The 24,226-nt window shown below is 51.6% G+C and carries 14 protein-coding genes and 1 pseudogene; 4 read left to right on the top strand and 11 right to left on the bottom strand.

What is annotated here, in order from left to right:
* Nucleotides 1-16 precede the first annotated feature (16 nt).
* The gene (locus tag ACN4EK_RS00815; RefSeq protein WP_431655421.1) at nt 17-3,337 is read left to right on the top strand and encodes an efflux RND transporter permease subunit; all 3,321 of its coding nucleotides are present in this window, start codon (nt 17-19) and stop codon (nt 3,335-3,337) included.
* Here the strand turns inward: ACN4EK_RS00815 and ACN4EK_RS00820 are convergent.
* The 5 genes from ACN4EK_RS00820 to ACN4EK_RS00840 form a co-directional block, all read right to left on the bottom strand.
* Complete coding sequence (locus ACN4EK_RS00820) at nt 3,323-5,146, bottom strand: CHASE2 domain-containing protein (protein WP_431655422.1); 1,824 nt, start codon at nt 5,144-5,146, stop codon at nt 3,323-3,325. The two genes, ACN4EK_RS00815 and ACN4EK_RS00820, sit on opposite strands and share 15 nt — an antisense overlap.
* Before the next feature lie 2 nt (nt 5,147-5,148).
* Complete coding sequence (locus tag ACN4EK_RS00825; protein WP_431655423.1) at nt 5,149-5,880, bottom strand: DUF928 domain-containing protein; 732 nt, start codon at nt 5,878-5,880, stop codon at nt 5,149-5,151.
* A 157-nt stretch (nt 5,881-6,037) separates the two neighbouring features.
* Nucleotides 6,038-8,407 (bottom strand): CHAT domain-containing protein, encoded by a 2,370-nt coding sequence (locus tag ACN4EK_RS00830; protein ID WP_431655424.1) that lies wholly within the window; start codon nt 8,405-8,407, stop codon nt 6,038-6,040.
* Nucleotides 8,343-12,785 carry a two-partner secretion domain-containing protein gene (locus tag ACN4EK_RS00835; protein WP_431655425.1) on the bottom strand — a complete coding sequence of 1,481 codons (4,443 nt, stop codon included), beginning with the start codon at nt 12,783-12,785 and terminating at the stop codon, nt 8,343-8,345. The genes ACN4EK_RS00830 and ACN4EK_RS00835 overlap by 65 nt, the downstream gene beginning before the upstream one ends.
* Before the next feature lie 160 nt (nt 12,786-12,945).
* On the bottom strand, nt 12,946-13,428 hold the full coding sequence (locus ACN4EK_RS00840) for a MarR family winged helix-turn-helix transcriptional regulator (RefSeq protein WP_431655426.1): 483 nt from the start codon (nt 13,426-13,428) through the stop codon (nt 12,946-12,948).
* Between the two features lie 473 nt (nt 13,429-13,901).
* Between ACN4EK_RS00840 and ACN4EK_RS00845 the strand changes: the two genes are divergently transcribed.
* A complete protein-coding gene (locus ACN4EK_RS00845) occupies nt 13,902-14,828 on the top strand; it encodes a lipid kinase (RefSeq protein WP_431655427.1) in 927 nt (308 codons plus the stop codon).
* 29 nt (nt 14,829-14,857) lie between these two features.
* Here ACN4EK_RS00845 and ACN4EK_RS00850 read toward each other — a convergent pair whose 3' ends face one another.
* Genes ACN4EK_RS00850 through ACN4EK_RS00860 form a run of 3 tightly spaced genes read right to left on the bottom strand, consistent with a single transcriptional unit; the run spans nt 14,858 to nt 17,926 of the window.
* Nucleotides 14,858-15,553: a DevA family ABC transporter ATP-binding protein gene (locus tag ACN4EK_RS00850; protein ID WP_431655428.1), complete on the bottom strand. Its 696-nt coding sequence runs from the start codon at nt 15,551-15,553 to the stop codon at nt 14,858-14,860.
* A 10-nt stretch (nt 15,554-15,563) separates the two neighbouring features.
* The gene (gene devC, locus ACN4EK_RS00855; protein ID WP_431655429.1) at nt 15,564-16,739 is read right to left on the bottom strand and encodes an ABC transporter permease DevC; all 1,176 of its coding nucleotides are present in this window, start codon (nt 16,737-16,739) and stop codon (nt 15,564-15,566) included.
* On the bottom strand, nt 16,736-17,926 hold the full coding sequence (locus ACN4EK_RS00860; protein ID WP_431655430.1) for an ABC exporter membrane fusion protein: 1,191 nt from the start codon (nt 17,924-17,926) through the stop codon (nt 16,736-16,738). The genes devC and ACN4EK_RS00860 overlap by 4 nt, the downstream gene beginning before the upstream one ends.
* Nucleotides 17,927-18,016: 90 nt before the next feature.
* Between ACN4EK_RS00860 and ACN4EK_RS00865 the strand changes: the two genes are divergently transcribed.
* Together ACN4EK_RS00865 and ACN4EK_RS00870 are read left to right on the top strand one after the other, a co-directional pair.
* A complete protein-coding gene (locus ACN4EK_RS00865) occupies nt 18,017-18,700 on the top strand; it encodes a TetR/AcrR family transcriptional regulator (protein ID WP_431655431.1) in 684 nt (227 codons plus the stop codon).
* A 60-nt stretch (nt 18,701-18,760) separates the two neighbouring features.
* A complete protein-coding gene (locus ACN4EK_RS00870; RefSeq protein WP_431655432.1) occupies nt 18,761-19,543 on the top strand; it encodes an ABC transporter ATP-binding protein in 783 nt (260 codons plus the stop codon).
* On the opposite strand, the gene ACN4EK_RS00875 is transcribed toward ACN4EK_RS00870, so the two are convergent.
* The 3 genes and pseudogenes from ACN4EK_RS00875 to ACN4EK_RS00885 form a co-directional block, all read right to left on the bottom strand.
* Nucleotides 19,533-20,420, bottom strand: coding sequence for a sensor histidine kinase (locus ACN4EK_RS00875; RefSeq protein WP_431655474.1), 888 nt, complete (start codon nt 20,418-20,420; stop codon nt 19,533-19,535). The genes ACN4EK_RS00870 and ACN4EK_RS00875 overlap by 11 nt on opposite strands.
* 93 nt (nt 20,421-20,513) lie before the next feature.
* Nucleotides 20,514-20,894 (bottom strand): annotated as a pseudogene (locus tag ACN4EK_RS00880) (response regulator); the annotation flags it as partial.
* 5 nt (nt 20,895-20,899) lie between these two features.
* Nucleotides 20,900-24,187, bottom strand: a complete 3,288-nt coding sequence (locus tag ACN4EK_RS00885; protein WP_431655433.1) for a PAS domain-containing sensor histidine kinase — start codon at nt 24,185-24,187, stop codon at nt 20,900-20,902.
* Nucleotides 24,188-24,226: the final 39 nt, after the last annotated feature.

Consider the following 24,226-nt stretch of genomic DNA (forward strand, 5'->3'; position numbering starts at 1 on the left):
GTTTGCTCCCAAGCGTATGACCCAAGCTCCTAACCCTACTGGCTTTAGCATCAGTGCCCTCTCAATTCGTCGGCATATCGGCACGTTGATGCTGACCCTCGCCGTGATTGTCGTTGGGGTGTTCTTTGTCTCTAACCTGCCCGTCGATCTCTTGCCATCCATTACCTATCCCCGAATTGGGGTACGGGTTGATGCGCCGGGAGTGTCGCCAGAAGTGGCTGTTGATGAAATTACTCGACCGCTAGAATCTGCCCTGTCGGCCACCGAAGGGGTCGTGCAGGTCTATTCCCAAACCCGCGAGGGACAGGTCAGTTTGGATCTGTACTTCCGACCTGGGGGCAATATTGACCAGGCATTAAATGATGCTACGGCAGCCTTTAACCGAGCAAGAGGGCGTTTACCCAGTACGATTCAGGAGCCCCGGTTATTTAAAGCCGATCCCTCGCAGTTGCCGGTATATGAAATGGCATTGTCGTCACCGACACTTAGCCCCGTTGAGCTTCGGGTGTTTGCCGATGAGGAGCTATCGCGGGAATTAGGTGTGGTTGAAGGGGTTGCCGCCGTTGATGTGGCAGGTGGGGTCGATGAAGAGGTGCGGGTAATTGTCGATCTGAATCGCCTGCAAGCCGTTGGTGTGGGGCTACAAGATGTGCTATCGGAACTGGAGCAGAGTAACCAGGATATCTCTGGCGGACGAATTCTGGGGGAGAATACTGAACCACTGACGCGCACGATCGGGCGGTTTCAAAGTGCGGCAGAAATTCGAGATTTGTCGTTTGAAGTAGGGGGAAATTCGACCGGGAGTAGCAATCAAACTGACACAGGCAACACAACATCCTCAGCCAATTCCTCCAATTCCTCGAACACACCCAGTCGTCGAGTTTACCTGCGCGACTTCGCTGAAGTCATTGATGGCACCGAAGAGCAACGGATTTTTGTCAATTTAAACGGGCAACAGGCGGTGAAGGTCAGCATTCAGAAACAGCCTGATGCCAATAGTATTGTGGTCGTGGATGGGGTAAAACGGCGGTTAGACGAATTGCGGCAGCAAGGGGTGATTCCCGCCGACATGCAGCTATTGCCGACCCTGGATGAATCTGTATTCATTCAAAATGCGATCGCCAATGTGGCGAGTGCTGGCTTAATTGGAGCGGGGTTAGCCGCGATCGCCGTCCTGTTATTCCTGGGTTCTGTCCGGCAAACCCTGATTATTGTACTGTCGATTCCTCTGGCAACCCTGGCAGCAATTATTTTCATGGGCATCTTTAAGCTATCGCTGAACGTGTTTAGTTTAGGGGGTTTAGCCTTAGGAGTTGGCATTGTCGTAGATAACTCGATCGTCATGCTCGAAGCGATCGCGGAAGGAGCGGGAGTCACCCCCGGACAGGAGAGCCAAACCCGGCTGAGTGCCAAACAATTACTCCGACAATCAATTCAAAGTAGTCAGGAGGTGGAATCAGCCCTGATCGCCTCCACCAGTACCAACCTCGTCGCCGTCCTCCCCTTTTTGCTGATTGGTGGCTTTATTGCACTCCTGTTTAATGAACTGATTCTGACGATTAGTTTTGCGGTCGCTGCCTCAATTTTGATTGCCATTACCGTAGTGCCGATGGCAACATCGCGGCTACTAGCCATTCGGTGGTCTACTGGAGTCAATCGCTTCTGGTTACTGCGGCAGTTTAACCAGCGATTCCTGGCAGCCACTCGCGGCTATGGTCAACTCCTGAATTGGGTGTTGGATCATCGGCTGTTCGTGGTTGGCTTTACGGTCGTCGTGTTTATCAGTAGTGGGCTATTCATGGTCAGCCGCATTCCCCAGGAAATTCTGCCCCGGATCAATACCGGACAGGCAAACCTGATTGCCCAGTTTCCGCCAGGAACCCCATTGAATGACAGCCGTAGGGTGATGGCAGAGGTAGACAAAATTTTGATGGAGCAGCCAGAAACAGAATACGCGTTTAGTACCGTGGGCGGCTTTTTGTTTGGCAGTAATACCAGTGAAAACGCCTTACGCAGTTCCAGCAACATTACCCTGAAACCGGGCAGCAATGTCGAACAGTTTGTGTCCAGAGTCACCCGAGAGTTCCGCAAACTGAATTTAGTCGATGTGCGACTGCGGATTAACCCGGGACAAGTCCGAGGTCTGGTGTTAAGTAACTCTCCGGTGCGGGGAGCCGAAGTGGATGTGATGTTGCAGGGAGTGGATGAACAGACGCTAACGCAGGCAGGACGGCAGGTACTTCAAACCCTGGAAGAAAAGGCAACGCTAGTCAGCTTCCGCCCCGATGCCGATCCGCGTCAGCCCGAAATTCAGATCCGGCGCGATCGCGAACGATTAGCCGCCTTAAATCTGACCACTCAAGATATCGGACAGACGATCGCAACTGCCATTCAGGGGAGTACGCCCACGCAAATTCAACGGGGCAATCGGTTAGTGGATGTGCGTGTGGAATTAGATAAGGCAGCGATTCGTCGTCCCTCCCAACTGGCAGACCTGCCCTTGTTCGTTTCTAATAACCGCCCAGTTCGATTAGGAGATGTGGCTGAGATTACCGAAGGTCAGGCTCCGGGACAAATTCAACGGATTAATCAACGACAGGTATTTATTATTGCTGGTAACTTAAATGAAGGTGCCAGTTTAGGGGATGCCCTTCAGCAAGTTGACCAGATTACCCGAGAGCTTGAACTCCCAGCCGGGGTCAGTTTTCTCCCCAGTTCGGCGGCTCAAAGTAATCGGGAGTTACAGTCCTCTTTGCCGCTGTTAGGGGGACTGGCGGCGTTTCTCGTCTTTGTCGTCATGGCAGTGCAATATAACTCGCTGATTGATCCGTTGGTGATTATGTTCACCATTCCCCTGGCATTGGTCGGTGGCATTTTTGGACTGTTCATTACCCAAACCGCGATCGGGGCAACCGTGATCGTCGGAGCAGTGTTGCTCGTGGGGATTGTCGTCAACAACGCCATCATCATGGTGGAACTGGCCAATCAGATTCGGGAACGGGAGGGCTGTACCCGCCGAGCGGCGATTTTGAAAGCGGCTCCCCAACGATTACGACCGATTTTGATGACGACGATTACCACCGTGTTAGGCATGTTTCCCCTGGCATTAGGGATCGGACAGGGCAGTGAGTTTCTCCAACCGCTTGGCATTGTCGTGTTCTCAGGGTTATCTCTCGCCACCCTGCTGACTCTGTTTATGATTCCCTGCTTCTACCTGCTGCTACATGATCTATTTGGCGGTAAGTGGTTCCGTCGCCAACGGCTGAGAACATCATCGCTCCCCCTGGATCCCGAATTCGTCGAACCCCAAGTCAGTGAGAAATCATCGCGTGGGTAGTTCAATAGTAACGACCCGATCGCGCCCTTGGGTTTTGGCTTGATACAGGGCTTCGTCAGCTTTACTAATGAACTGTCCCAGGGAAATCTCCGGAGTGGGCACGATACAAACCACTCCCAAACTTAAGGTGACATAGGCACTGACATAGGAGGACTCATGGGGAATTTGTAACTGCTGGACTTTGGCGCGAATCTCCGTTGCCAGTTGAATTGCCCCTGCTAAAGGAGTGTTGGGCAGAATCATGGCAAACTCCTCGCCGCCATAACGAGCCACACGATCGGCGGGACGTTTGGCAGTTAATTGGAGAGTGCTGGCAACCTGCGACAAACAGCGATCGCCCGCCGGATGCCCGTAGGTGTCGTTGTAGAGCTTAAAACAATCAATATCAAGCAAAATCAACGCTAGCGGCAGTTGCTCTCGCATCATCCGGTACCACTCTTGATTCAGGTACTCATTGAAAAAGCGACGATTCGCTACCTGGGTTAACTCATCGGTGCGGGCAAGGTGTTCCAGTAATTGATTGGCATTTTCCGCCGCCTGTCGGGCTTGTTCCAGGGCGTGATTTTTTTCTAACAGTTCCTGGGTTCGCTCCTGTACCTTCAGTTCCAGAATTTGGTTGGCTTGCTTGAGGGCTGCCCATGCCCAATAACTCCGACTCAGTAGCACTGAACCGATTAAGGCGAGTCCCGGAGAAACCGCAACGATCCACCATCCCTGAATAAAGGCAACGTAGGCGATCGCAAATACCCCGGCGATCGCGCCAGGAATGAAGATGATTGCCCCCCGTAGGGAACGGATCGACCAGCCCAAGCCCGTCCCTACGGCGGCCCACACCAGAATCCAGACCCATCCCCCCAATTCAGGAACGCCCTGAAGCAGCGATCGCCCCTCCAGAGCACTACTGATGATTTGAGCCGCTACATTCGCGTGGATCTCTACCCCTGCCCAGGTGGTATCGCCATCCGTGGAGTAGGGAGTATAGAAGCGATCGCCCCAGACACTATCCGCCTTAGCTCCCACTAAGACAATGTTGTCCTGAATCAGGCTCGCCGGAACCTGATCGGTCATGACCTGTTGCAAGCTGACGGTCGGAATGCCACCGGGAATTTGCAGGAAATTGGCTAGGGTTTGGTTACCGCGCGTATCGACTCGCACATAACCGCCAGCATTGGGATCCAGCCGACAAAAGCTGGCTTTACCTAACTCCGTACAGGCTCCGGCTTTGCCCCCCTGCGGCGTAATTCCCCGTTGACTTAAATAGATCAAGGCGAGTTTTGTGCCTAACGCGAGCTTGTCCTCGCCATGCTGTTCGATCGCCAACAAATTGCGGCGCACCTTACCATCCGCGTCTAGCAGGAGATCATTGACCCCGACCTGAGCGCGATCGCGCAGAATCGGCGGTGGTGACACCACGGGACCTTCCAGATTGCCAACGGCTTTACTAATGCCAATTACATTCGGAATCGTCTTAAACGCGGCTAACAATTCCGCATGTCCTGGTTCCACCGGCATATCCCGGTAAAGATCGATCCCGATCGCCGCCGGATGATCGCGGTAGAGGCGCTGTAACAGCTTGGCAAGCTGCCGATCCTTGAGGGGCCAGCGCCCTGCCCACTGAATGTCTGCATCATCAATGGTGACTAACACAATGGGCACAGTCCGAGGTTCAGGCGGTCGCCATCGAAACCACTGATTCAGAACTTCCCACTCTAGCAGTTGCAATGCCCCCGATAACTGCAATCCAATTACCGTCGTTGTCACCCCAACCGCGATCGCTGCCAAACTGCGCCACTGCGAAACCCGCTGCATACTTAATGGCTAACCTGAGTGATCCGAGTCGGAGCGGCGATCGCCCGTAATCCCGCCATGTTTAGTAAATCTGCCCATAGCCCAGCCAAAGTTTCATTACCCGATTGCGATCGCGATAGTTCCAGATAGGTATTCAGCGCATCGTACCAAAATCCTGCCTGGGCATACAGTTTCACCTGCTGTTCAGAAGTGGCTGCGGCTAATTGTTGCTGCTGCTCCGGAGTGAGAGGTTGCTGCCGAATCCACCCGCCGACTAACCAATCCTTCGTGCGCCGTTTTGGATCACAAACGAGAGCGGCTGTCCAGTAATAGGGCTGGTTGGACGCTAACGTGACGGCATTGGTAGGCAGCGTAATTTTAACGAGACCAGAGGTAGGAATAGGAAGATTCGCCTGATAAATCCCCTCTTGCCCCTGCGTAAACAGGCTGAATTCCAGCATCGTCGCGGTTGTGTTCGGAATATACACCCAAACCGTTGGATTCGTCTGGGTCGTTAGTCCTACACCCTGCGTGGGAGCTAATGCGATCAAGTTTTCTTGACTATTCGGTTGCTGCAAACAGATCAGATGGGTGGCTGGACGAGAACCACCTCCTGCCGTTCCTTTCGGAGTGCCTTGTCCGGGGGGAGAACCAAATTGGGCATGCGCTACTGGAGTCACCAGACCCCAGACGATCGCAGCCAGCAGTAGTCCAGTTCCTCTGGATAAAGGATGGGGGCAGATCATTCGTTTCATCTCAGTTTCCTCAAGTGAGCAGTTAAGCAGCACGAACATCCAATGGCTTGATGTTGACTTCTGCCAGGGCAACCGATCGCCCATCGGCAGGCATCAATTATTCTTCTTAACGAGGCAATCACTGTAGTAACTCATTTCAGTGCAGTTTTCAGTGATCTCATAACCAATTCCCTACCAAAATAAAGGGTGCCCAGTAGAACGGATGTTTGAACTCCTGAGATTGAATCAGCGTCAATTGAGCCGCGCGGATCGCCTGGGCTTTAGTGGCATTTGGTTGGATTAACGATTTGTAAAAGGCAGCAATAAAGGTCGCAGTTGAAGCATCATTCACCATCCATAAGGTCGCCAGGGTACTGAGTGCGCCCGATCGCACCGCCACTCCTGCCATCCCCAGGGTTGCCCGATTATCTCCTTCCGCCGTCTGGCAGGCACTCAGTACCAGCAATTCAATCGGCTTGACATCGGTCAGCGATCGTTGATTCAGCAACCGTTGCAAATCATCGATCGTTAACTGCCCATCCCAGGTCTGGATGTAAGTCTCTTCAGCCCTGGAACTAAACTGTCCGTGGGTCGCCAGATGCACGATATTAAACGGAGCCGTTTGCACCTGAGCGGTTAAGGCAGTCGCCGTAAACGATCGATCCAGCAACACTTGAGCCGGGATTTGTCGCTGAATCTCATCCACCTCCTGGCGTACCCCGGGTAATGGTGTGGCTCTATTCGTGCCCTCACTTAATCCACCCACCAGGGCATGAATTTGCTCCCGGTGTAATCGTTGAGGACTGAGTAATCGCAGGCTGGGAGCCAGGGCAATTTGGTACTGCTCAATCAAATACTGGTTGCCATCATGCAAGGCTGCCATCGGTAGACTGCGGAGCGCTCCATCAAGGACAAATACCAGGGTGGTGATGGGCGGCTGTTTCAGATCCGCCGCGATCGGTTGGATTAACCACTGATAGATCTGTTGGGCAGCCACTAACCGTTCTTGAGCAAAGGAGGTTTGGCGTAATGAGTTTTGCATCTGCTCAATGCCAGCTTCGATCGCAGCGCGGGGTAAGGCAGTGGCATAGTGGCGGAGGGGTTGCCCCGGTAAGGAGAGAATCACCTCCAGGCGATCGGTCAAAATCACCGGATAAATGACGGCGGCATTGGGGTCTACCTCATCAACAGAACGGGCAGTAGGGTCGAGACAGGCTTCCCGAAAGAAGTTATTCAATTCGGCTAATTGCAGGGATTCAATCACCTGACGCGCCTGTTTCAGTTCGGCTTGAGTAGCATTCGGTTGCAGCAACAAATCCACTAACTCCCGATAAACGGGTTCGACCTGATCGCGGAAGGAGAATTGCACATCCTGCCCGATCGCGACTAAATCATTGCGGAGGAATTGCAACGTGTTGACGGCTTCGGTGTATGCCTGAGTTGCCGCCGCTAAATTCGCCTGCGATCGTAAAATCCGCCCCAGTTGCCACTGCCACTGATACAGGATCTCAGGCACATTAATCATACGGGCGAGATCCAGAGCTTCCTGAGTCAGGCGCTGTGCCGCTTGCCACTGTTGCGTTTGCTCATACAACTGTCCCAATCGCCCGATCGCGTAGGATTGCGCCCGTCGATCGCCTAGCCGTTGGGCTTGCTGCGCGGCTGTCCCTAAAAGTTGGGCGGCTGACAGCGTTTGAGCGTTAATGGGAACCGTTGCCTGACTGATTAATTCGGCTAATTCAATCCGTCCATAAATGGCTAATTGCCCCGGTGGTAAAGTGTCCAGTTGGGCAGTAATTTGTGGCACTAACGCAGCGACTTCTGAACGGCGATCGAGTTGTTGGAGCAAGCGCAGTTGCCGTAGTTGTGCCGAAATTTGCAGGGGAGCCGCGATCGCAGCGGCCTGGTTAAAGTATGCCAGGGCTGGTTGCACCTGGGCTTGAGCCAGCAGGGTATTCCCGAGGTGCAGATAAGCCGCCTGGATATCCGGTGATGAATTCACCTGTTGGGCAATCCGCAAACTTTCGGTTAACATCTGTTGCGAGGATTGATACTCTCCGCTTAACCGCAGCACATTCCCCAACGTTAGCAGGGCATTCGCTTTCAGGGCGGAATCAGGTTGTTGCCGTTGGCTCGCCGTCACCTCCTCTAACACGGTTCGAGCCCGTCGATAATATCCCAACGCTTGCCATGCCTTAGCCTGGTTCAGTTGCGCCCCGATCGCTCCCTCTTGATTACCACTCTGGCGATATAGTTGCTCTGCTGCCTGCCAGCGTTCCAATGCGGCTTGGGGGTTCCCTCGCTCCAGAAGTTGCTGTCCTTGTTGATTCAGAGATGGGGCAGGATCAAGACGGACGATCGCCGGGAGTTGGGCGATCACAGGTAATTGCGGCAATCCCACAGTAATGAATATTCCCAACAACCCATACAGCAGCCAACGGCGGTAGCCAGTCCCCCAACGTTGAATCAACCCAATTGCCATATTATTGTCCTTCTCCGACCACAGCGGTCTGGCAGGTTTGTCCTGCGATCGGCGACGCGACGGCATCATCCTCCGTCACTAACGAGATGGAACCGTCTAAATTTCGCCGCCAACCCGTTGCCTCAGTAATCACATTAGAGTTCGGCAGCACTGCCCTATCTCCCTGCACCTCCCCATCTCCCCCCTCTGCTCCACCGCCCTGCCAAACGATCGTCTGATTTAACGCCTCCGTCGGATCGGGAGACACCCCACCCCGTCCGGTAATCACAAAGCTATTCCGGCGTTCTTGAGCCGAACAGGTTTGCGTCATTTGATTACTGGAGTCGGTGACATCAGTCGGTAACTGCACTAAGCCGCGACTCGGATCCACATTGGGCGTATTCAGCGTGACAATCCCATTGATGCCAAACTGTGAACTGGCGGTGATGTCGCTATCGGGAGTCAGTCGCGGTTGAAACCGTAAGCCGAAGATCCCCTGAGCCGTAATCTCAATCCGTCCACCATTCCCAGTAAACGCATTTGCCGTGATGTCGCTGTTTTCTCGCAACACGCCCACGACAAAGCCAGCGTTGATCCGAATGTTGCCGCCATTGCCTCCGGCTTGAGCGGTTCCGGCACTGGCAGAGATCAGACTATTGCGACGCAGCAGCAGTAAATCCCGCACTTGCATCTGAATATTGCCTCCCTGAGTGCTGGCGGTTTCCGCAAAAATAGTAGCGCGATCGTTCAGAATCACTCGATTAGCCGTCAGTCGAATATCACCGCCAGTTCCCAGCCCCCGGCTACCAACATTAATTCTGGCTCCGTCCTGCATCAACAATTCACCCGTATTCAGGACAATGTTGCCACCATTCCCCGTAGCTTGCCGACCAACAATCCAGCCAGTGTTAGCAAAGATGCCACTGGGGCTACCCGACATCACGATGCGATCGCGAGCAGCCACGGTAATATTACCCGCATCCCCTCGGCTTTCTGTCGTAGCAGATAATTGCCCCCGACTGGTCAGTTCCACGACTCTAGCCACAACATCGATATTGCCACTGCGACCATCACTGAAGGTGGATGCACTCACGATGCCCGCATCAAAGATTCGTAGCGTGTCTGTCGTCAGGCGAATGTTACCACCATCGCCAACGCCAATCCCCCGCTCGGTCGGGGTGCTGCTCCCTGAGATAATGCCACTGCCATTGCCAGCGATCGTCATCGTTTCTGCGGTCTGGGTCTGAATATCTCCAGCGTTACCTGCCCCCCGAGTCAAGGTTTGGATTCGCCCTCGATCGCTCAAGGATAACGATCGGGCAGACAAGGTAAGATTGCCACCATTGCCTGTGGCATCTCTGGCGACTCCAGTTGAAATCGAACTGTTAACCAGATTGACCTGATCGGTTGCCTGCACCGTTACACTACCCGCATTGCCCCATCCAGCCGTTTCCGTCGAAATGCGTGCCTGATCCGTGAGAGAGACATTATTTGCAAATAGAGCAATGTTGCCACCGTTCCCACTGGTATTCACTTCAGTATTAGCTAGGATGGCACTGCCTCGACCCGTTAAGCTCACTTGAGCAATCGGTTGAGTTGCCGTCCCCAAAGTCATGGTGCCCGCTTGCCCTGCCCCACTGGTACTCGTGCGAATCTGCCCACCATCCGTCAGGGTCAGGCGATCGCCCAATAGGGTAATTTCCCCTGCATTCCCTGCTGTTGTCGTTTCGGCACTAATCGCCGCCCGCTGACCAACCAACAGATTAGTCGTATTCAAACTAATCCGGCCACCATCACCATTCCCATTTGCTTCCGCCCCGATCGTCGCATTGTTCTGTAATGACACATTGCCAGCATGAATTTGAATATTGCCGCCATTGCCAATACTCTGATCTGTGGTGCGGCTAAAGATGCCACTTTCCCGCGTTGCCGTTCCTGCAATGACTAAATTGCCCGGTGTGCCTTGATCGGTAAGATTCAAGCGAATATTGCCCCCTTGACCATTCGCCCCAAATTCCAAACTGCTGGAAATATAGCTACCGTTGAGTAGTTCTAATCCACCGGCTTGAATATCGATCGTGCCACCCTGCCGATTGATGCCACGCGTACTCTCGAAACCGATGCTGACGTTACTAGCAATGCCAGTTCCGGGACTATCCGCTTCCATAGTACGGACGCGAAATCCTTCCAGGCTGACTAACCCCGTTGCCCGAATCGTAATATTGCCTGCCCGTGTCCCCACCCCTTCACCAAAATGATTGGCTAAAATTTCTGACCCATCTCGCATGGTGAGAGAACCTGTATTCAGGGTGATATTCCCGCCATTGCCGGTAGAAAACAAATCTGCAAAGGAGAAAATGGCACTGGGTCGATCGCCGGTTCCTACGCCAGAGAGTTGAGTTCTATCCGTAACATTGATGGTAATATTGCCACCATCGCCGCTGGCCTCGGAACGGCTACTGCTGCGAATCTGAGCGCCATTCTCTAAAAACAACGATCGAGCAGTAATCAACATACCCCCAGCATTGCCATCAGCAAAGGTATCGTTTTGCCAAGTTGTGTCAGCGAACAACCGAATATCGCCACCTGCCTGCACCACCAGTTGCCCACCCTGACCACTACCATAGGTATCGTTTTGCCAGGTCGCGCCAGGGAACAATCGAATATCACCGCCTGCCTGCACGACCAGTTGCCCACCCTGACCACTGCCATAGGTACTGACATCCGTTCTCCCAGTGGCAGTTATATCATTTGGAGCCGTAATCCGAACATCACCGGCCCAGCCGTTCTCGCTACTGCTATCAATCGCATTGAAGGTAACGGTGCTACCCGAACTGAGCGTGACATCCCCACTATCGTTATCGCCAAAGTAGCTGTAGGTGAGCAGATCTTGAACCACGATCGCCTGACCCACCGTAATGCTGAGATCACCTCCCGCTCCGAAGGTTGACCAGGTACTAATTTGATCGGCGGTGACGCTCCCCCCTGCTACTACGGTGATGTCTCCACCATTACCAAAGGTGATATCGTCATCGCTATAGGCCAGCAGGCTGCCGATCGCAATATTGCCATTGGCAGCGGTCAGGCGAATATTCCCGGCATTTCCATTCACTGTTTCTACATTCAGGAGTTGCCCGTTGCTGGTAATGTCACCCGCGCTGGTTACAGTGATTTCTCCCTGGGATGTACTAATTCCCTGGGTGTTGATGCTGCCACCCTGATCTGCCGTTAGCCGCACAACCCCATTGGGCAACGTGGTCACAGCCCCCTGTAAGGTAATGCCCGGATCTGTCACCAGTCCCGCTCCTGTGGTGCTACCGGGAACCACGCCACTATTGCTGGCATAGCGTAAGATCGATTGCCCCGATCGCACAATCAACCCAGGCTGACTATTCAGCACCCCATCATCTCCAATCAACGGAGCCGCCAGATCAGGAGCCGTAATGTCTACAGTGCCCTGAATCCGCACGTTACCGCCCGCTTCGATCAGTAATGATGCGCCAGTATAGTTGAGGGCTAAATCGACATCCCCCGTACTGGTAATGATCGGATCGAACAGACTGGTCAGCGTTGCCAACCCACCTGAGAGCGATCGCACTTGGAAATTGCCCTGACTGAGCCACTGAGCATCGGCAGAAATCACCCCATCACTGATCAGGCTCAAATTACCACCACTCTGAAATGGAATTTGAGCCGGATGGTTTAATGCCAGAATATCAATGCCGCGATCGCCCTGAATCGTTAACGCTTGACCGGACTGAGCCAGAAACGGTTGGGTCGGGGTATCCCGAATCTGCACTGTATCCGTAGCCAGTAGGGTTAAATCGCGTCCGGCTTGGAGAGTGCCCTGTAACTCCAACCGATCCGCCGCTAAGGTTAAATCCTGCCCGGTGGTTAATTGTCCGTGATTGACGATCGTGCTGCCGGAGGCAATTGTGCCTCGCTGTAAGCCGATCGGAACCGCAACGGTCAGTAATGGTGGAGTCAGCCGATCGGTTGTACTAAATTCACTCCCATCCGAGAATTGAATCGCTGTAGCCGTCGTAGTGATCAGGGAACCACGAATATCTAAGCTAGCACCAGCACCAAAGAGAATGCCGTTGGGATTGAGCAGAAACAGGTTAGCATTGCCCTCTACTCCTAATTTGCCATCAATTCTAGACGGATTGGCTCCAGTGATCCGGGTGAGAATGTTGGCAACACCGGGATCATGAAAATAAACTGCCCGACCATGACCCACATTGAATTCTAAAAAACTATGAAATAGGTTAGTACCAGCCCGAATCCCACTCTGGATCGTATCGCGATCGCCAGTTGAATGAACGGTAGACGATCTCGTCCCAAAGGTGGCATCGGGAACTAGCTGCGCTAGAGCAGGTGAAGCAAAGCCAAATAGTCCTAATGTAATCCAGACAAATCGGATGCTCCGCTGTAACAGAGCGAATGAAACTAAGTTGAAATTCATGATGCTTTCATCAGGCGATCATTGAGTTATCCGTTGGAACAGTCAAGGAAAGAGTAGAATCGCCACTGACTCATGAAACTAGAAACCATGCCAAATTATGATTTAAACTTCAAACTGAGATGAAAAAATCGAGTATTTAATGCTTTGAGAGTATATTATCCTAGACGACTCGCTCTCTACCGATCTCTGCACCCGCAAATATCTCCTTTAATATGCCCAATCCGGCGGAAACGCTTGACAACTGCTCATCTGTCAAATTGTTGAGTAACGTTGCGATCTGATCACGGGTTTTTTCCTGGCTCTGTTCTAGCTGTGCCGAGCCAACGTCAGTTAACTTGAGCGCTATATGACGACGTTCCTGTGGGCGTTCTGCCCGATCGATAAAGCCGCGTTGGACTAAGCGATCGGTCATTGCCGAAGCCGTTGCCCGTGTTACCCCTAAATGCTCTGCCACATCAGACAAGGACGCACCCGGATGAATATTGAGAAACGCCAAGACGCGAAACTGAGGCACCGAGAGCAGTGCCGCATTTTGACTACGCATTTCAGTCCGGATAAATTGCATGATGGGCAAAATTGTGTCCATTAACTCGGTAGCACAATGCTTGGGGGTAACAGTCTGAGCAAGTTGATCCGAACTCATGCGATCGCACGTCTCCTAACAGGTGAGCATCGAGGGATACAGCCGATGGCTGCTATTCAGTGGGTTTCAGCTATTGAGTGAAACACCGACTGCCGCCCGAACATCAAAATCCGCTAAAGATTCTGCTGAATCAATATTTAGCAAAATCCGCCTAACGTGATATATGGGATTGTAACGGTTGACGACAGGCTACTAAGAGCATCCTAACTCCTGATCACGTTTGCTACCCTCACCTGGCATCACCGCCATTGAATTTATTCTATGATCAATTGCTTGTGGTTAGGACTAATACAATAGTATTGTGAATCCCGATCGTAATAGCAGCAGGCTAACGCGATCCAAGTCCGAGCGAAAGGTCAGGGGGCTGAATTGCAACGATGTGCCGCAGCCGAAAATCTATCAGCCGGGACAGGCATTCAGCAAAGCAATTTCGGCATAGTGAATGCAGGATTCAATCATGGGAGGAACGATCGGTGGGAAAAGCATTGCTTGTCGTTAATCGCCGAGCGCGGCAGGCACAACAAAAGTTAGCTGATACCATGACCCAACTTCATGCCTGTGGTCTGGACTGGATTGAAGTTGCCCCTGCCCAATCATCGGACATCCCAGTAGCCATTCGGCAGCATCAGCATCAGGTCGATCGCGTGGTGATTGCAGGTGGAGATGGCACCCTAAATGCCGCGATTCCCGGTTTACTGGATACCCAATTACCCCTGGGAATTTTGCCCCTCGGCACCGCCAATGATTTAGCGCGAACATTGGGCATTCCCACCGATCTAGCCGATGCCTGCAAAATCTTGACCACTGGACAAGTCAACCGCATCGATATTGGTCAGGTCAACGATCGCTATTTCTTTAATGTCGCCAGTATTGGCTTAAGTGTGCAAGTCACCCACAAGTTGAACCGCGAGACCAAACAACAGTGGGGCATCCTGGCCTACCCGATCGCCGCACTGCAAGCCCTACGGCGATCGCGCCCCTTTTGGGCATCGGTCTGGCTGGATGATGGCGACCTGAAACGGATGAAAACCATGCAACTCGCGGTGGGGAATGGTCGGTATTACGGCGGTGGGATGACTGTTACGGCAGATGCGACGATCAACAGCCATTACTTCGATGTCTATAGCCTCAATCTGCAACACTGGTGGCAATTGTTAGCCATTCTGCCCGCCATGCGATCGGGCGATCATACCTCCTGGTCGTTTGTGGATGCCTTCCGCGCCCAAACCATCACCATCAAAACGGCTCACCCCATGCCCATCAACACCGATGGGGAGATTACAACCTACACACCAGCAACATTTCAGGTATTACCGCAAGCGATCTCTGTCTTCTGTGGTCAGCCAGTTGACTCGATCGCAGACCATTCGGCTCAGGTCGTTGTCTCCCAGGAGCAATAGATTTCTATGGATCGGCAACTGTAACAACTTCAGGCTGCTGCCAGGACAGAATTCCCGGTCAACTTGCCATCTTCCATCGTCACAATGCGATCGGCAATATCGAGAATGCGATTGTCGTGCGTGACTAATAGAATGGTGCAGCCCTGTTCTTTCGCTAAAGTCTGCATTAAGGTGACCACATCTCGCCCCGATTTACTATCTAATGCCGCAGTCGGTTCGTCGGCTAACACAATCTTAGGATGACTGACCAGAGCGCGGGCGATCGCCACCCGTTGCTTTTGTCCTCCCGACAAATCCTCTGGATAGTAATGTAGCCGATTGCCTAAGCCCACATGTTCCAGCATTGCCGCCGATCGCGTTTGCATCTCAGCGATCGATAAGTCAGGATGCAACTCCAAACCCATTTTGACGTTTTGCAGGGCGGTTAAACTATGGTGCAAATTATGCGCCTGGAAAATATAGCCGTTATGGCGGCGGGCTAAGGTCAATTCCCCGACACTAGCACCACATAATTCCTGCCCTAAGACTTGCAGCCGACCGGATTGTGCCGATCGCAAGCCCCCCACTAACGTCAGCAAGGTCGTTTTCCCGGAACCGGAAGGTCCGGTCATAATCACAATTTCACCTGCATTGATCTCTAAATTGACATCAAATAAAACTTGCTTGCGTAATTGACCCTGACCAAAGAAATGATTGAGCTGGTGAATCGAAATCACAGGAGACATAAGATTTTCCTCAGAACATATCCGCTGGGTCTGCCGATTGCAGTTTACGGGTGGCGATCGCGCCGGAAATCACACACATAATTACGGTGAGAACCAAAACGGCAATGGCTCTCACAGTGGTCATATAAATAGGTAACGCGGTGGCGTTTGCCGCTAACTGATACAAGCCGATCGGGAGCACAAAGCCGGGAATGAATCCCAAGAACGCCAGAATCAGCGCTTCCTCAAACACGATCGCGAGTAAATATTGATTGCGATACCCCATCGCCTTAAAGGTGGCGTATTCTTGCAAGTGGCTATTCACATCCGTTGACAGCACTTGATAGACAATCACAACACCGACTACGAATGCCATACCTGTGCCCATGCCGAAAATAAACCCGATCGGGCTTTCACTTTTCCAGAAACTTTCCTCAAACTGAATATATTCCTGATGCGTCAACACTTTGACATCATCCGGTAAATACGCATCCAACGCCATCGCCACTTGCTTGGCATCATATCCCGGCTTGAGATGAATCAATCCCAGACTGGCACTCGCCGCATCCCGTCGGGGAAAGAAGCGGAGAAAGGTTTGATCACTGGCAATCAAAATCCCGTCTGAGCCAAAGGATGCTCCTAAGGCAAAGGCACCTGAAATCGTCACGGTTCGCCGTTCCACTTCCGTTGTCACCCGTTGACCCTGATCAATTTTTGCCAGTGCCGCCTGGTAATTGCCGCGCGATTTGCGATCGAACAACACATAATCCGGCAGCTTCAGTTGATCCAGTTGTTGATTCACTTCCGGCAGGTTTAACGCGGGGCGATCGGGATTAAACGCAATCACCTGAATCGAAGTTTCTTTTTGCGTATCGGGATGCTTCCAGGTAATCACATTGGTATAGAACGGTTCCGCCGATGCTACGCCTTCAATATCCTGTGCCTGATACAGTCGTCGCCGCGAAAAGGTCGATAAATTTTGGGTATTGCGAGCTTGTGGACTGACTAAAACAATATCCGCATCTAACGCCCGACTCATTTTCGTGTTGCTGTCATACAAGGCATTTTGAAATCCCAGTTGCATAAACATCAACACATCCGCAAAGGCAATTCCCGATAACGCCACCAGGAGACGGCTCCGTTCGCGACTCAGTTGTAACCATCCCAGTGGTGTACGACGCTGGATCGTTTGTAGCCATCCGCTCATTGGGCAATCTCCGTTGTGACTTGCAAGTTGGTAAATTTCGCTGCTCGTTGACTTGATACGGTGTCCAACGCAATGTGAACTTCAATCACTCGACCATCAATATTGGTACTGGGGTCAGTATTCACCACCGTTTGCCGCTTCACCCGCGAATCAATCCGCTCCACCGTCCCGACTAATTCACCCGGAATCGAATCACTCGTTACCGTCGCTCGTTGTCCTGGTTTCACTCGATGAATGTCACTTTGGTACACTTCCGCGATCGCATACATTTGTTTCGTGTTGCCAATCTCGACAATGCCCTCTGTGCCGACCACTTCCCCAGCGCGGGTATGAATATCTAACACTTCGCCATTCTTGGGAGAGCGCACATAGGCTTGCGCCAAATTCGCTTGCGCCTGTTTCATCGCCGCGATCGCCCGATCCACTTCCGCCTGATTCGCTTGCACATCCACGGGACGCACCTCGGCAATTCGATCCAGATTCGCCTGTGCCTGGGTTAACTGCGCCGGACTGGTGGCTTGAATTCGGGCTAACACCGCTTTCGCTTCTTCCACACTTTTGCGAGTCGTATCCAGCGTTAACCGCCGCCGATCGAGATCCGATGCCGAAATCGCCCCTTCCTGATACAGCGATTGGTAGCGACTAAACTCAACTTCTGCGTTTTGCAACTCTGACGTTAATCGCGCCACCGTTGCCGCCTGCGCCTGAATATCTCCCTGCCGTTGCGCTTGCAGTCGCTCGATTTCCGCTTGTTGCGCCTTAATTTCGCCCTGCTTCGCCCCTGCCTGGGTAATTGCTAGCTTCGCCTGCGCCACCTTCACATCTTCCTGAGCTTGCTCGTATGCCGCTTGCAAGCGATCGCGGCTATCCAGAATCGCAATCACCTGCCCCGCTTGAACGCGATCGCCCGTTTGCACCAGTAACTCCTCCACCCGATTGCCACTACTCGATGTGGGAGCCGATAGCTGAATCACTTCGCCCTGCGGTTCCAGTCGTCCCATCGCGGTTACAGTGGTCACTTGGGGGGCCGCCATTGCCATTCCCGGAGTATCATTGGTCGCCGTCGATTGCGATCGCCAGACTCCATACCCCACCCCTGCCGCCACTACCACACAAGCCGTCGCCGCTAATCCCAGCCAGCGTCGAGATTTGCCTTGAGAAATGCTGTCGAGAGAACTTTGCAGCATGGATCAACTCCTGGTGACATTCAACTAAACTAAACTGTTTCGTTTCTCTTAGAACTAAACTAAACTGTTTCGTTTCGTGGTGTCAAGGGTATGATGGAATTACCATCAGTCAAAGGAATCGCGATCGTGAAGAGTGGGGAGCGGGAGTTATCACCAGAGAAAACAGCCACCATCTTGAATGGAGCCATGCAGGAGTTTCTGGAACATGGGTACGCAGGTGCCCGCATCGATAAGATTGTCGCTGCCGCCGGAGTCTCCAAAGCCACGGTATATCGGCATTTCCCCGATAAGGAAGCATTATTTACCGCGTTAATTCAACGGATGGCAAACAAGAAAGAGTTGTTTCGGCTACAAAATCCGCCATCCTTTGAGGAAGATCCGGCTACATTTCTCAAACGCTACGCGATCGGGATGCTGGATAACGTAGCGACCGATCCGCAAATTCTCACCTTTCTCCGCATCATCATTGGTGAATCTGGACGGTTCCCGGAACTCGCCCGAGCGTTTGTCCGCAATATTGAAAAGCCCAGTCTGGATTTACTGACGCAATACTTGATCAACCATCCTCAGATTCAAGTCGCTGACCCCGAAGTAGCTGCCCGCGCCTTCATTGGCACGATCATTCATTTTGTCATCCTGCGGGATGTTCTGCAAAGTGGCGACATTGTACCGATGGAACGCGATCGCCTGTTAGATCATCTGCTCACTCTAATCCTGGGCAAATCTCAGCATCAACAGTCGCGATCGTCCCCTGGTTCATCGGTAAGCCCCTAAAATAAAGATAGGAGGCACTGCCCATCCGGTATCGCTACAGCCCTCGGCAGTGGTTCAGCCATGACGAGTTCCCCTGCCCCGCGATTAACTCCAATCTTCTTCCCGCGATCGCACCCTCCAGGGCGCAGCCATGGTGAGCCATCCCTGGCGATCGCAGCAACCGGAATTGAGATGATCTTTAATCCGGAGGTGGAGCCGGTGCCAGTGCTGAAGGGCATTAGTCTGACTGTACCACCGGGCAAGATTCAGATGGTGATTGGGCCATCGGGAGTGGGAAAAACCACCCTGTTGCTAATTCTGGCAGGACTACTGACTCCGACCGCAGGGCAAGTCACCCTGTTGGGGCAAGAGATTACCCAAATGTCGCGATCGCACCTGACCCAATTTCGCCGCGACCATCTCGGGTTTTTGCCTGAAGAAAGTAATTTGTTACGAGCGTTGACGGCAGTTGAAAATATTGAGGTGACATTAAACCTGAAGGGGATTCATGGTCAAGCCGCCCAAGTCCAAGCCCGACAGCTTCTCGCCGCCGTCGGGTTAAATCGGTCAGCCGATCGCTTGTCCTGCGAATTATCTGGGGGACAGCAACAACGAGTCGCGATCGCCCGAGCCTTAGCCGGACAACCTGACTTGATTATTGCCGATGAACCAACCTCTGCCCTGGATGCAGAAAATGGGCGGATTGTATTGGACTTACTGCGTACCTTAGCCCAGGAACACAAGAGCACGATCGTTATTGCCACCCATGACTGGCGGATTCAGCCGTTCGCTGACCAAATTGCTTACCTGAATGATGGAGTCCTCCTGCCCACCTATCCCTCAGAAAGGGTAACTATTCCGTAACCGAGACTGTGCCCCGACCAGCCTCCCCAGCCGCCGCCGGATAATCCTGTTGCCGAATTGGGATCTCGATGACAAATTCCACGCCCTGGTGGGCAGATTCACAATAGAGCCGCCCGCCATGTTTCTCGACTACAATCTGGTAGCTAATCGACAACCCTAAACCCGTTCCCTTACCGACTGGCTTCGTCGTGAAAAATGGGTTGAATAACTTCGGCATGATATCTTCACATACCCCTGCCCCATTGTCCTGGATATGAATCGACACCCAATCCGGATCAATGACGTTAGTAGCGATTTGAATACGACTGGGTTGAGCCAGAATTTCTTCAAAGGAACGCTGTTGATTATAGTCGTCTAACGCATCAATCGAGTTAGAAATAATATTCATAAACACCTGATTGAGTTGCCCCGCATAGCACTCCACCAGAGGCAACTGACCATAGTTCCTGACTACCTCGATCGCTGGACACTCGGGTCGTGCCTTCAATCGATGATTCAGAATCGTCAATGTACTATCCAGCCCTTGATGTAGATCAACCGTTTTCACTTCGGCTTCATCAGCGCGGGAAAAGATCCGCATTGACTTGACAATTTCTTGAATGCGTTGGGCACCGGTACTGATTGAATTTAATAGCTTAATCAGATCTTCTTCCACAAACGCCAAATCCATCTCCTCTAATTTTTCAACAATGCGGGGAGTTGGAGTGGTATCTTCCTGGTAAAGATGGAGAAGTTCTAGCAAGTCCCGAGTGTATTCCTGAGCATGGGTCAGATTCCCGTAAATAAAACTGACCGGATTGTTGATCTCATGGGCAATTCCGGCCGCCATTTGCCCTAAACCAGACATCTTCTCGCTTTGCACCATCTGGAGTTGCATTTGCTGCAAGGTATCACAGGCTTGACTCACTTCAGCCACCTTTTGCTCCAACAGCGTATTTTTCTCCTCTAACCTTTGAGCTAAATCATGTAGCTTCAAATGTAATTTAACCCGAGCTAACACCTCTTCCTGTTGAAATGGTTTAGTAATGTAATCCACGGCACCCAACTGAAAGCCAGCAATTTTATGGCTGGTGTCAGACAAAGCCGTCATAAAAATAATCGGAATATGCTGCGTTGCCGGATTTGCCTGGAGTTGCCGACAGGTTTCAAACCCATCGATTTCCGGCATCATGACATCGAGCAGAATCAAATTAGGTAAGGCATATTTGACTCGTTCCAGCGCCGTTTTGCCAGATTTCGCCACCCAAACTTCATAGCCTGCTTGATCAAGGGCATCCGACAAAACGCCTAAATTGGCTGAATTGTCATCAACAATCAGAACCGTCGCCGTTAGTTGAGTTACAGAATCCATCGCTTTTACTTGTATGACTGAATCAGTACCAATATCTTGTCGTCTTGAAATTCTCTTGCTAACTGATTAAGTGCTTGGGCAAAAGGACGGTACTTGATATCCAGCGTTTCGAGATAAGCTGCCTGTTTAATAATGCCTTTAAAGTTTCCCTTCATTGCCAATTCATACAGCGTCTCCAGGGCTGCTGCGGGTGGCGCAATGAGTTCATTAACATTTGATTCTAGGGCAACTGACGGTGCTTGCGCTTCGTAGATCCACTCAAGTTTGAGCTGTTTTTGCAATTGTTGCAATAATTCGATCGCCTGAATCGGTTTGGGGAGGAAGGCATCGCCTCCAGCTTCAATGCTGCGATGTTGATCCGCCTCAAACACACTGGCAGAGGAAACAATAATCCTCGTATCGCTAAGGGACGACTCGCGAATCTGTTTAATCAACTCAAAGCCATCCAATTTCGGCATCAGTAGATCGGTAATCACAAGATCCGGTTGCACCTTTAAAGCTTGTTCCCAACCATCCTGCCCATCCACGGCTTCAAATACCTGAAAACCAAGGGGACTGAGTAAATTGTTGATCACCGATCGATTCGCCCATTTGTCGTCAACCACCAAGATCTTCGGGTGCTGATCCTTAATGCCAATAATCTGTCCATGCCGGTCAGTTTGAGCCGCTTTGACCCATTCTTCCGCTAACTGTAACTTAACATCAAACCAAAAGACACTGCCAACGCCAACCTCACTTTGAACTTGAATTGTACTATCCATTAAGTTGACGATTTTCTGGCTAATGGCTAATCCTAATCCGGTTCCTTCTGTTTGGCGTTTCACATCTCCCACCTGTTCAAACGGCTGAAAGATTTTCTCTAACAGGTCTTGAGGAATACCAATTCCGGTATCGCGCACCTCAAATCGAAGTTTTTGCTCTGAAGCATAACTAACCGTGAACGTTACACTCCCGGCATCGGTAAATTTAATGGCATTACTCAGGAGATTAATCAAGACTTGCCGTAATCGCTTCTCATCCGTCCGCACCCCGATCGGTAGTTCTGAGGGTAATTGGTAATGGAATTCAATTTCCTTCAGTTCAGCCCGGATTCGGCACATCTCTGCCACACCTTGTAGAAACGCTGGAAAGTGGAAATCAGTCAGCATTAGTTCCACTTTCTGGGCTTCAATTTTAGATAAGTCCAGAATGTCGTTAATTAGGGTCAGCAGATGGGAGGCACATTGATAAATCACATCAATTCGCGATCGATCCTCTTCATCAAGCCGCTTCGATCGTTGCAGAATTTGGGCATACCCCATAATGCCATTCAGGGGAGTCCGCAACTCATGACTCATATTCGCCAAAAATTCACTTTTAGCTCGACTAGCGGCTTCTGCTGCTTCCTTCGCTTGAGCCAGCGCCATCTCCGCTTGTTTGCGTTCAGTAATATCAGTGGAAATCCCACACACCGCATAGGGCGATCCATCTGCCGCCAGCAGCGGAAATTTTAGGGAAAGGTAAGTACGCACTTGATCCTGCTGCATGGCGTGTTCCTCCCACTGCATGGCAGTTCGTGCTTCTAATACCGCTCGATCGTTCACGTTATGAGCATCGGCAATATCCTGGGGAAACAAGTCATCACTGCGCTTGCCTAAAATTTCCTCTCGACTTAAGCCCAGCACCGTTTCCAGTTGGCGGTTAATCAACACCAACCGTCCTGCCAAATCTTTCATATAGAACATGGCGGGAGAGTTATCTAGAATTGCTTGTAGCCGTTCTTCACTTTGGCGTAGGGCAACTTCGGCGGCTTTTTGTTGAGTGATGTCGTTATTGATTTCTAGTTGCGCAAAGGGTTTCCCTGTTGCATCCCGCTGCAAGGTCCAACGACTAGCGACCATCACCTGGCGACCATCACGGGCAGTATGCTGCAATTCGCCCTCCCAGAATCCTTGTTGCAAGAATTGGGCTATGCAAGCCTCTAATGAGTCCGGAAAGGTGGTGTTCAACAACGTGTGAATATAGTGTCCCAAGACCTCTTCCCGCTGCCAACCATACAGGTTTTCTGCCCCCTGATTCCAATAGAGCACCCGATCGTCCATGTCACGGATGATGATACAATCGCTGGCTAAGTCTAAAATCTCCAGGGTTTGACGGAGAGTTTGTTCCGTCTGTTTTTGATTATGAATATCGGTGCAAGTGCCAACCCATTCAATAATATTGCCATCTTCCCCCAGGATCGGTAGCCCTCGGACAACAAAATAACGGTAGCTACCATCTGCGGCTCGCAAACGATATTCTGTGTCGTACAGAGTTTTTGTTTGGATAGCTTTGAACCAAATATCAGCCGTGTGATCGCGATCGTCTGGATGGATTGCATTTAACCAATTAAACCCTTTGACCTCAGCTTCGGTTTGCCCAGTAAAGGCTCGCCAATCAACCATATCTGAGACTCGTCCCTCGGCATCCGTTGTCCAAACAATTTGGGGAATTGCCGTGATCAGAGTACGGTAGCGTTCCTCCTTTTGTTGCAAGGCAAGCTCTGTTTGTCGGCGTTCTGTAATATCCGTATTAGCGCCGATCCACTCGCGAATGGTGCCATCCGGTTGCACAATGGGTACAGCACGGCAACTCATGTAACGGTATTCACCATCATGACGACGCAGCCGAAATTCCACTTCATACCGCGATCGCGTTGCCACGGCGGATGACCACACACTTGCCACATGGGCACTATCCTCTGGGTGAATTACGCTTAACCAGCCCCAGCCTCGATATTGTTCAAACGTTTGTCCCGTAAACTCGCTCCAGGTCGGTTGTTCAGTGACTAGCTCACCGACTGGATTCGTATTCCAGATAATTTGGGCACAGGCTTGCATCAGCGATCGAAACCGTTCTTCACTTTGCTTTAAAGCAACCTCAGCCTGTTGGCGCTCCTCCTCAACCCGCTTCCGTTCACTAATATCTTGAATCATGGTAATGAAGTAGGCTGGTGCTCCCGATGGATGGCAAACTAAAGAAACGTCAAGACTGACCCAAATGGTAGAACCACTTTTGTGAATGTAACGCTTCTCTACGGAATAGCAAGGGATGTCGCCCTTGAGCAACTGGTGGATCAGATCCCGATCACTATCCCGATCATTGGCATCAGTAATTTGTTGGAGAGGGAATGCCGATAATTCCTCACGATTGTAGCCAACGATGTCACACAACCGTTGATTTACCAGCAGACAGTAGCCATCCAAACTGACATGACAAATACCGATCGCGGCATGTTCGATCGTCTGGGAGGCTGCGGGGAGCAGGTTGCTCATAGGAAACTCTAATTTATTCAGAGGGAGAAATCTAATTAA

The organism is Pantanalinema rosaneae CENA516 (assembly GCF_050753385.1).
Lineage (GTDB): Bacteria > Cyanobacteriota > Cyanobacteriia > Leptolyngbyales > Leptolyngbyaceae > Pantanalinema > Pantanalinema rosaneae.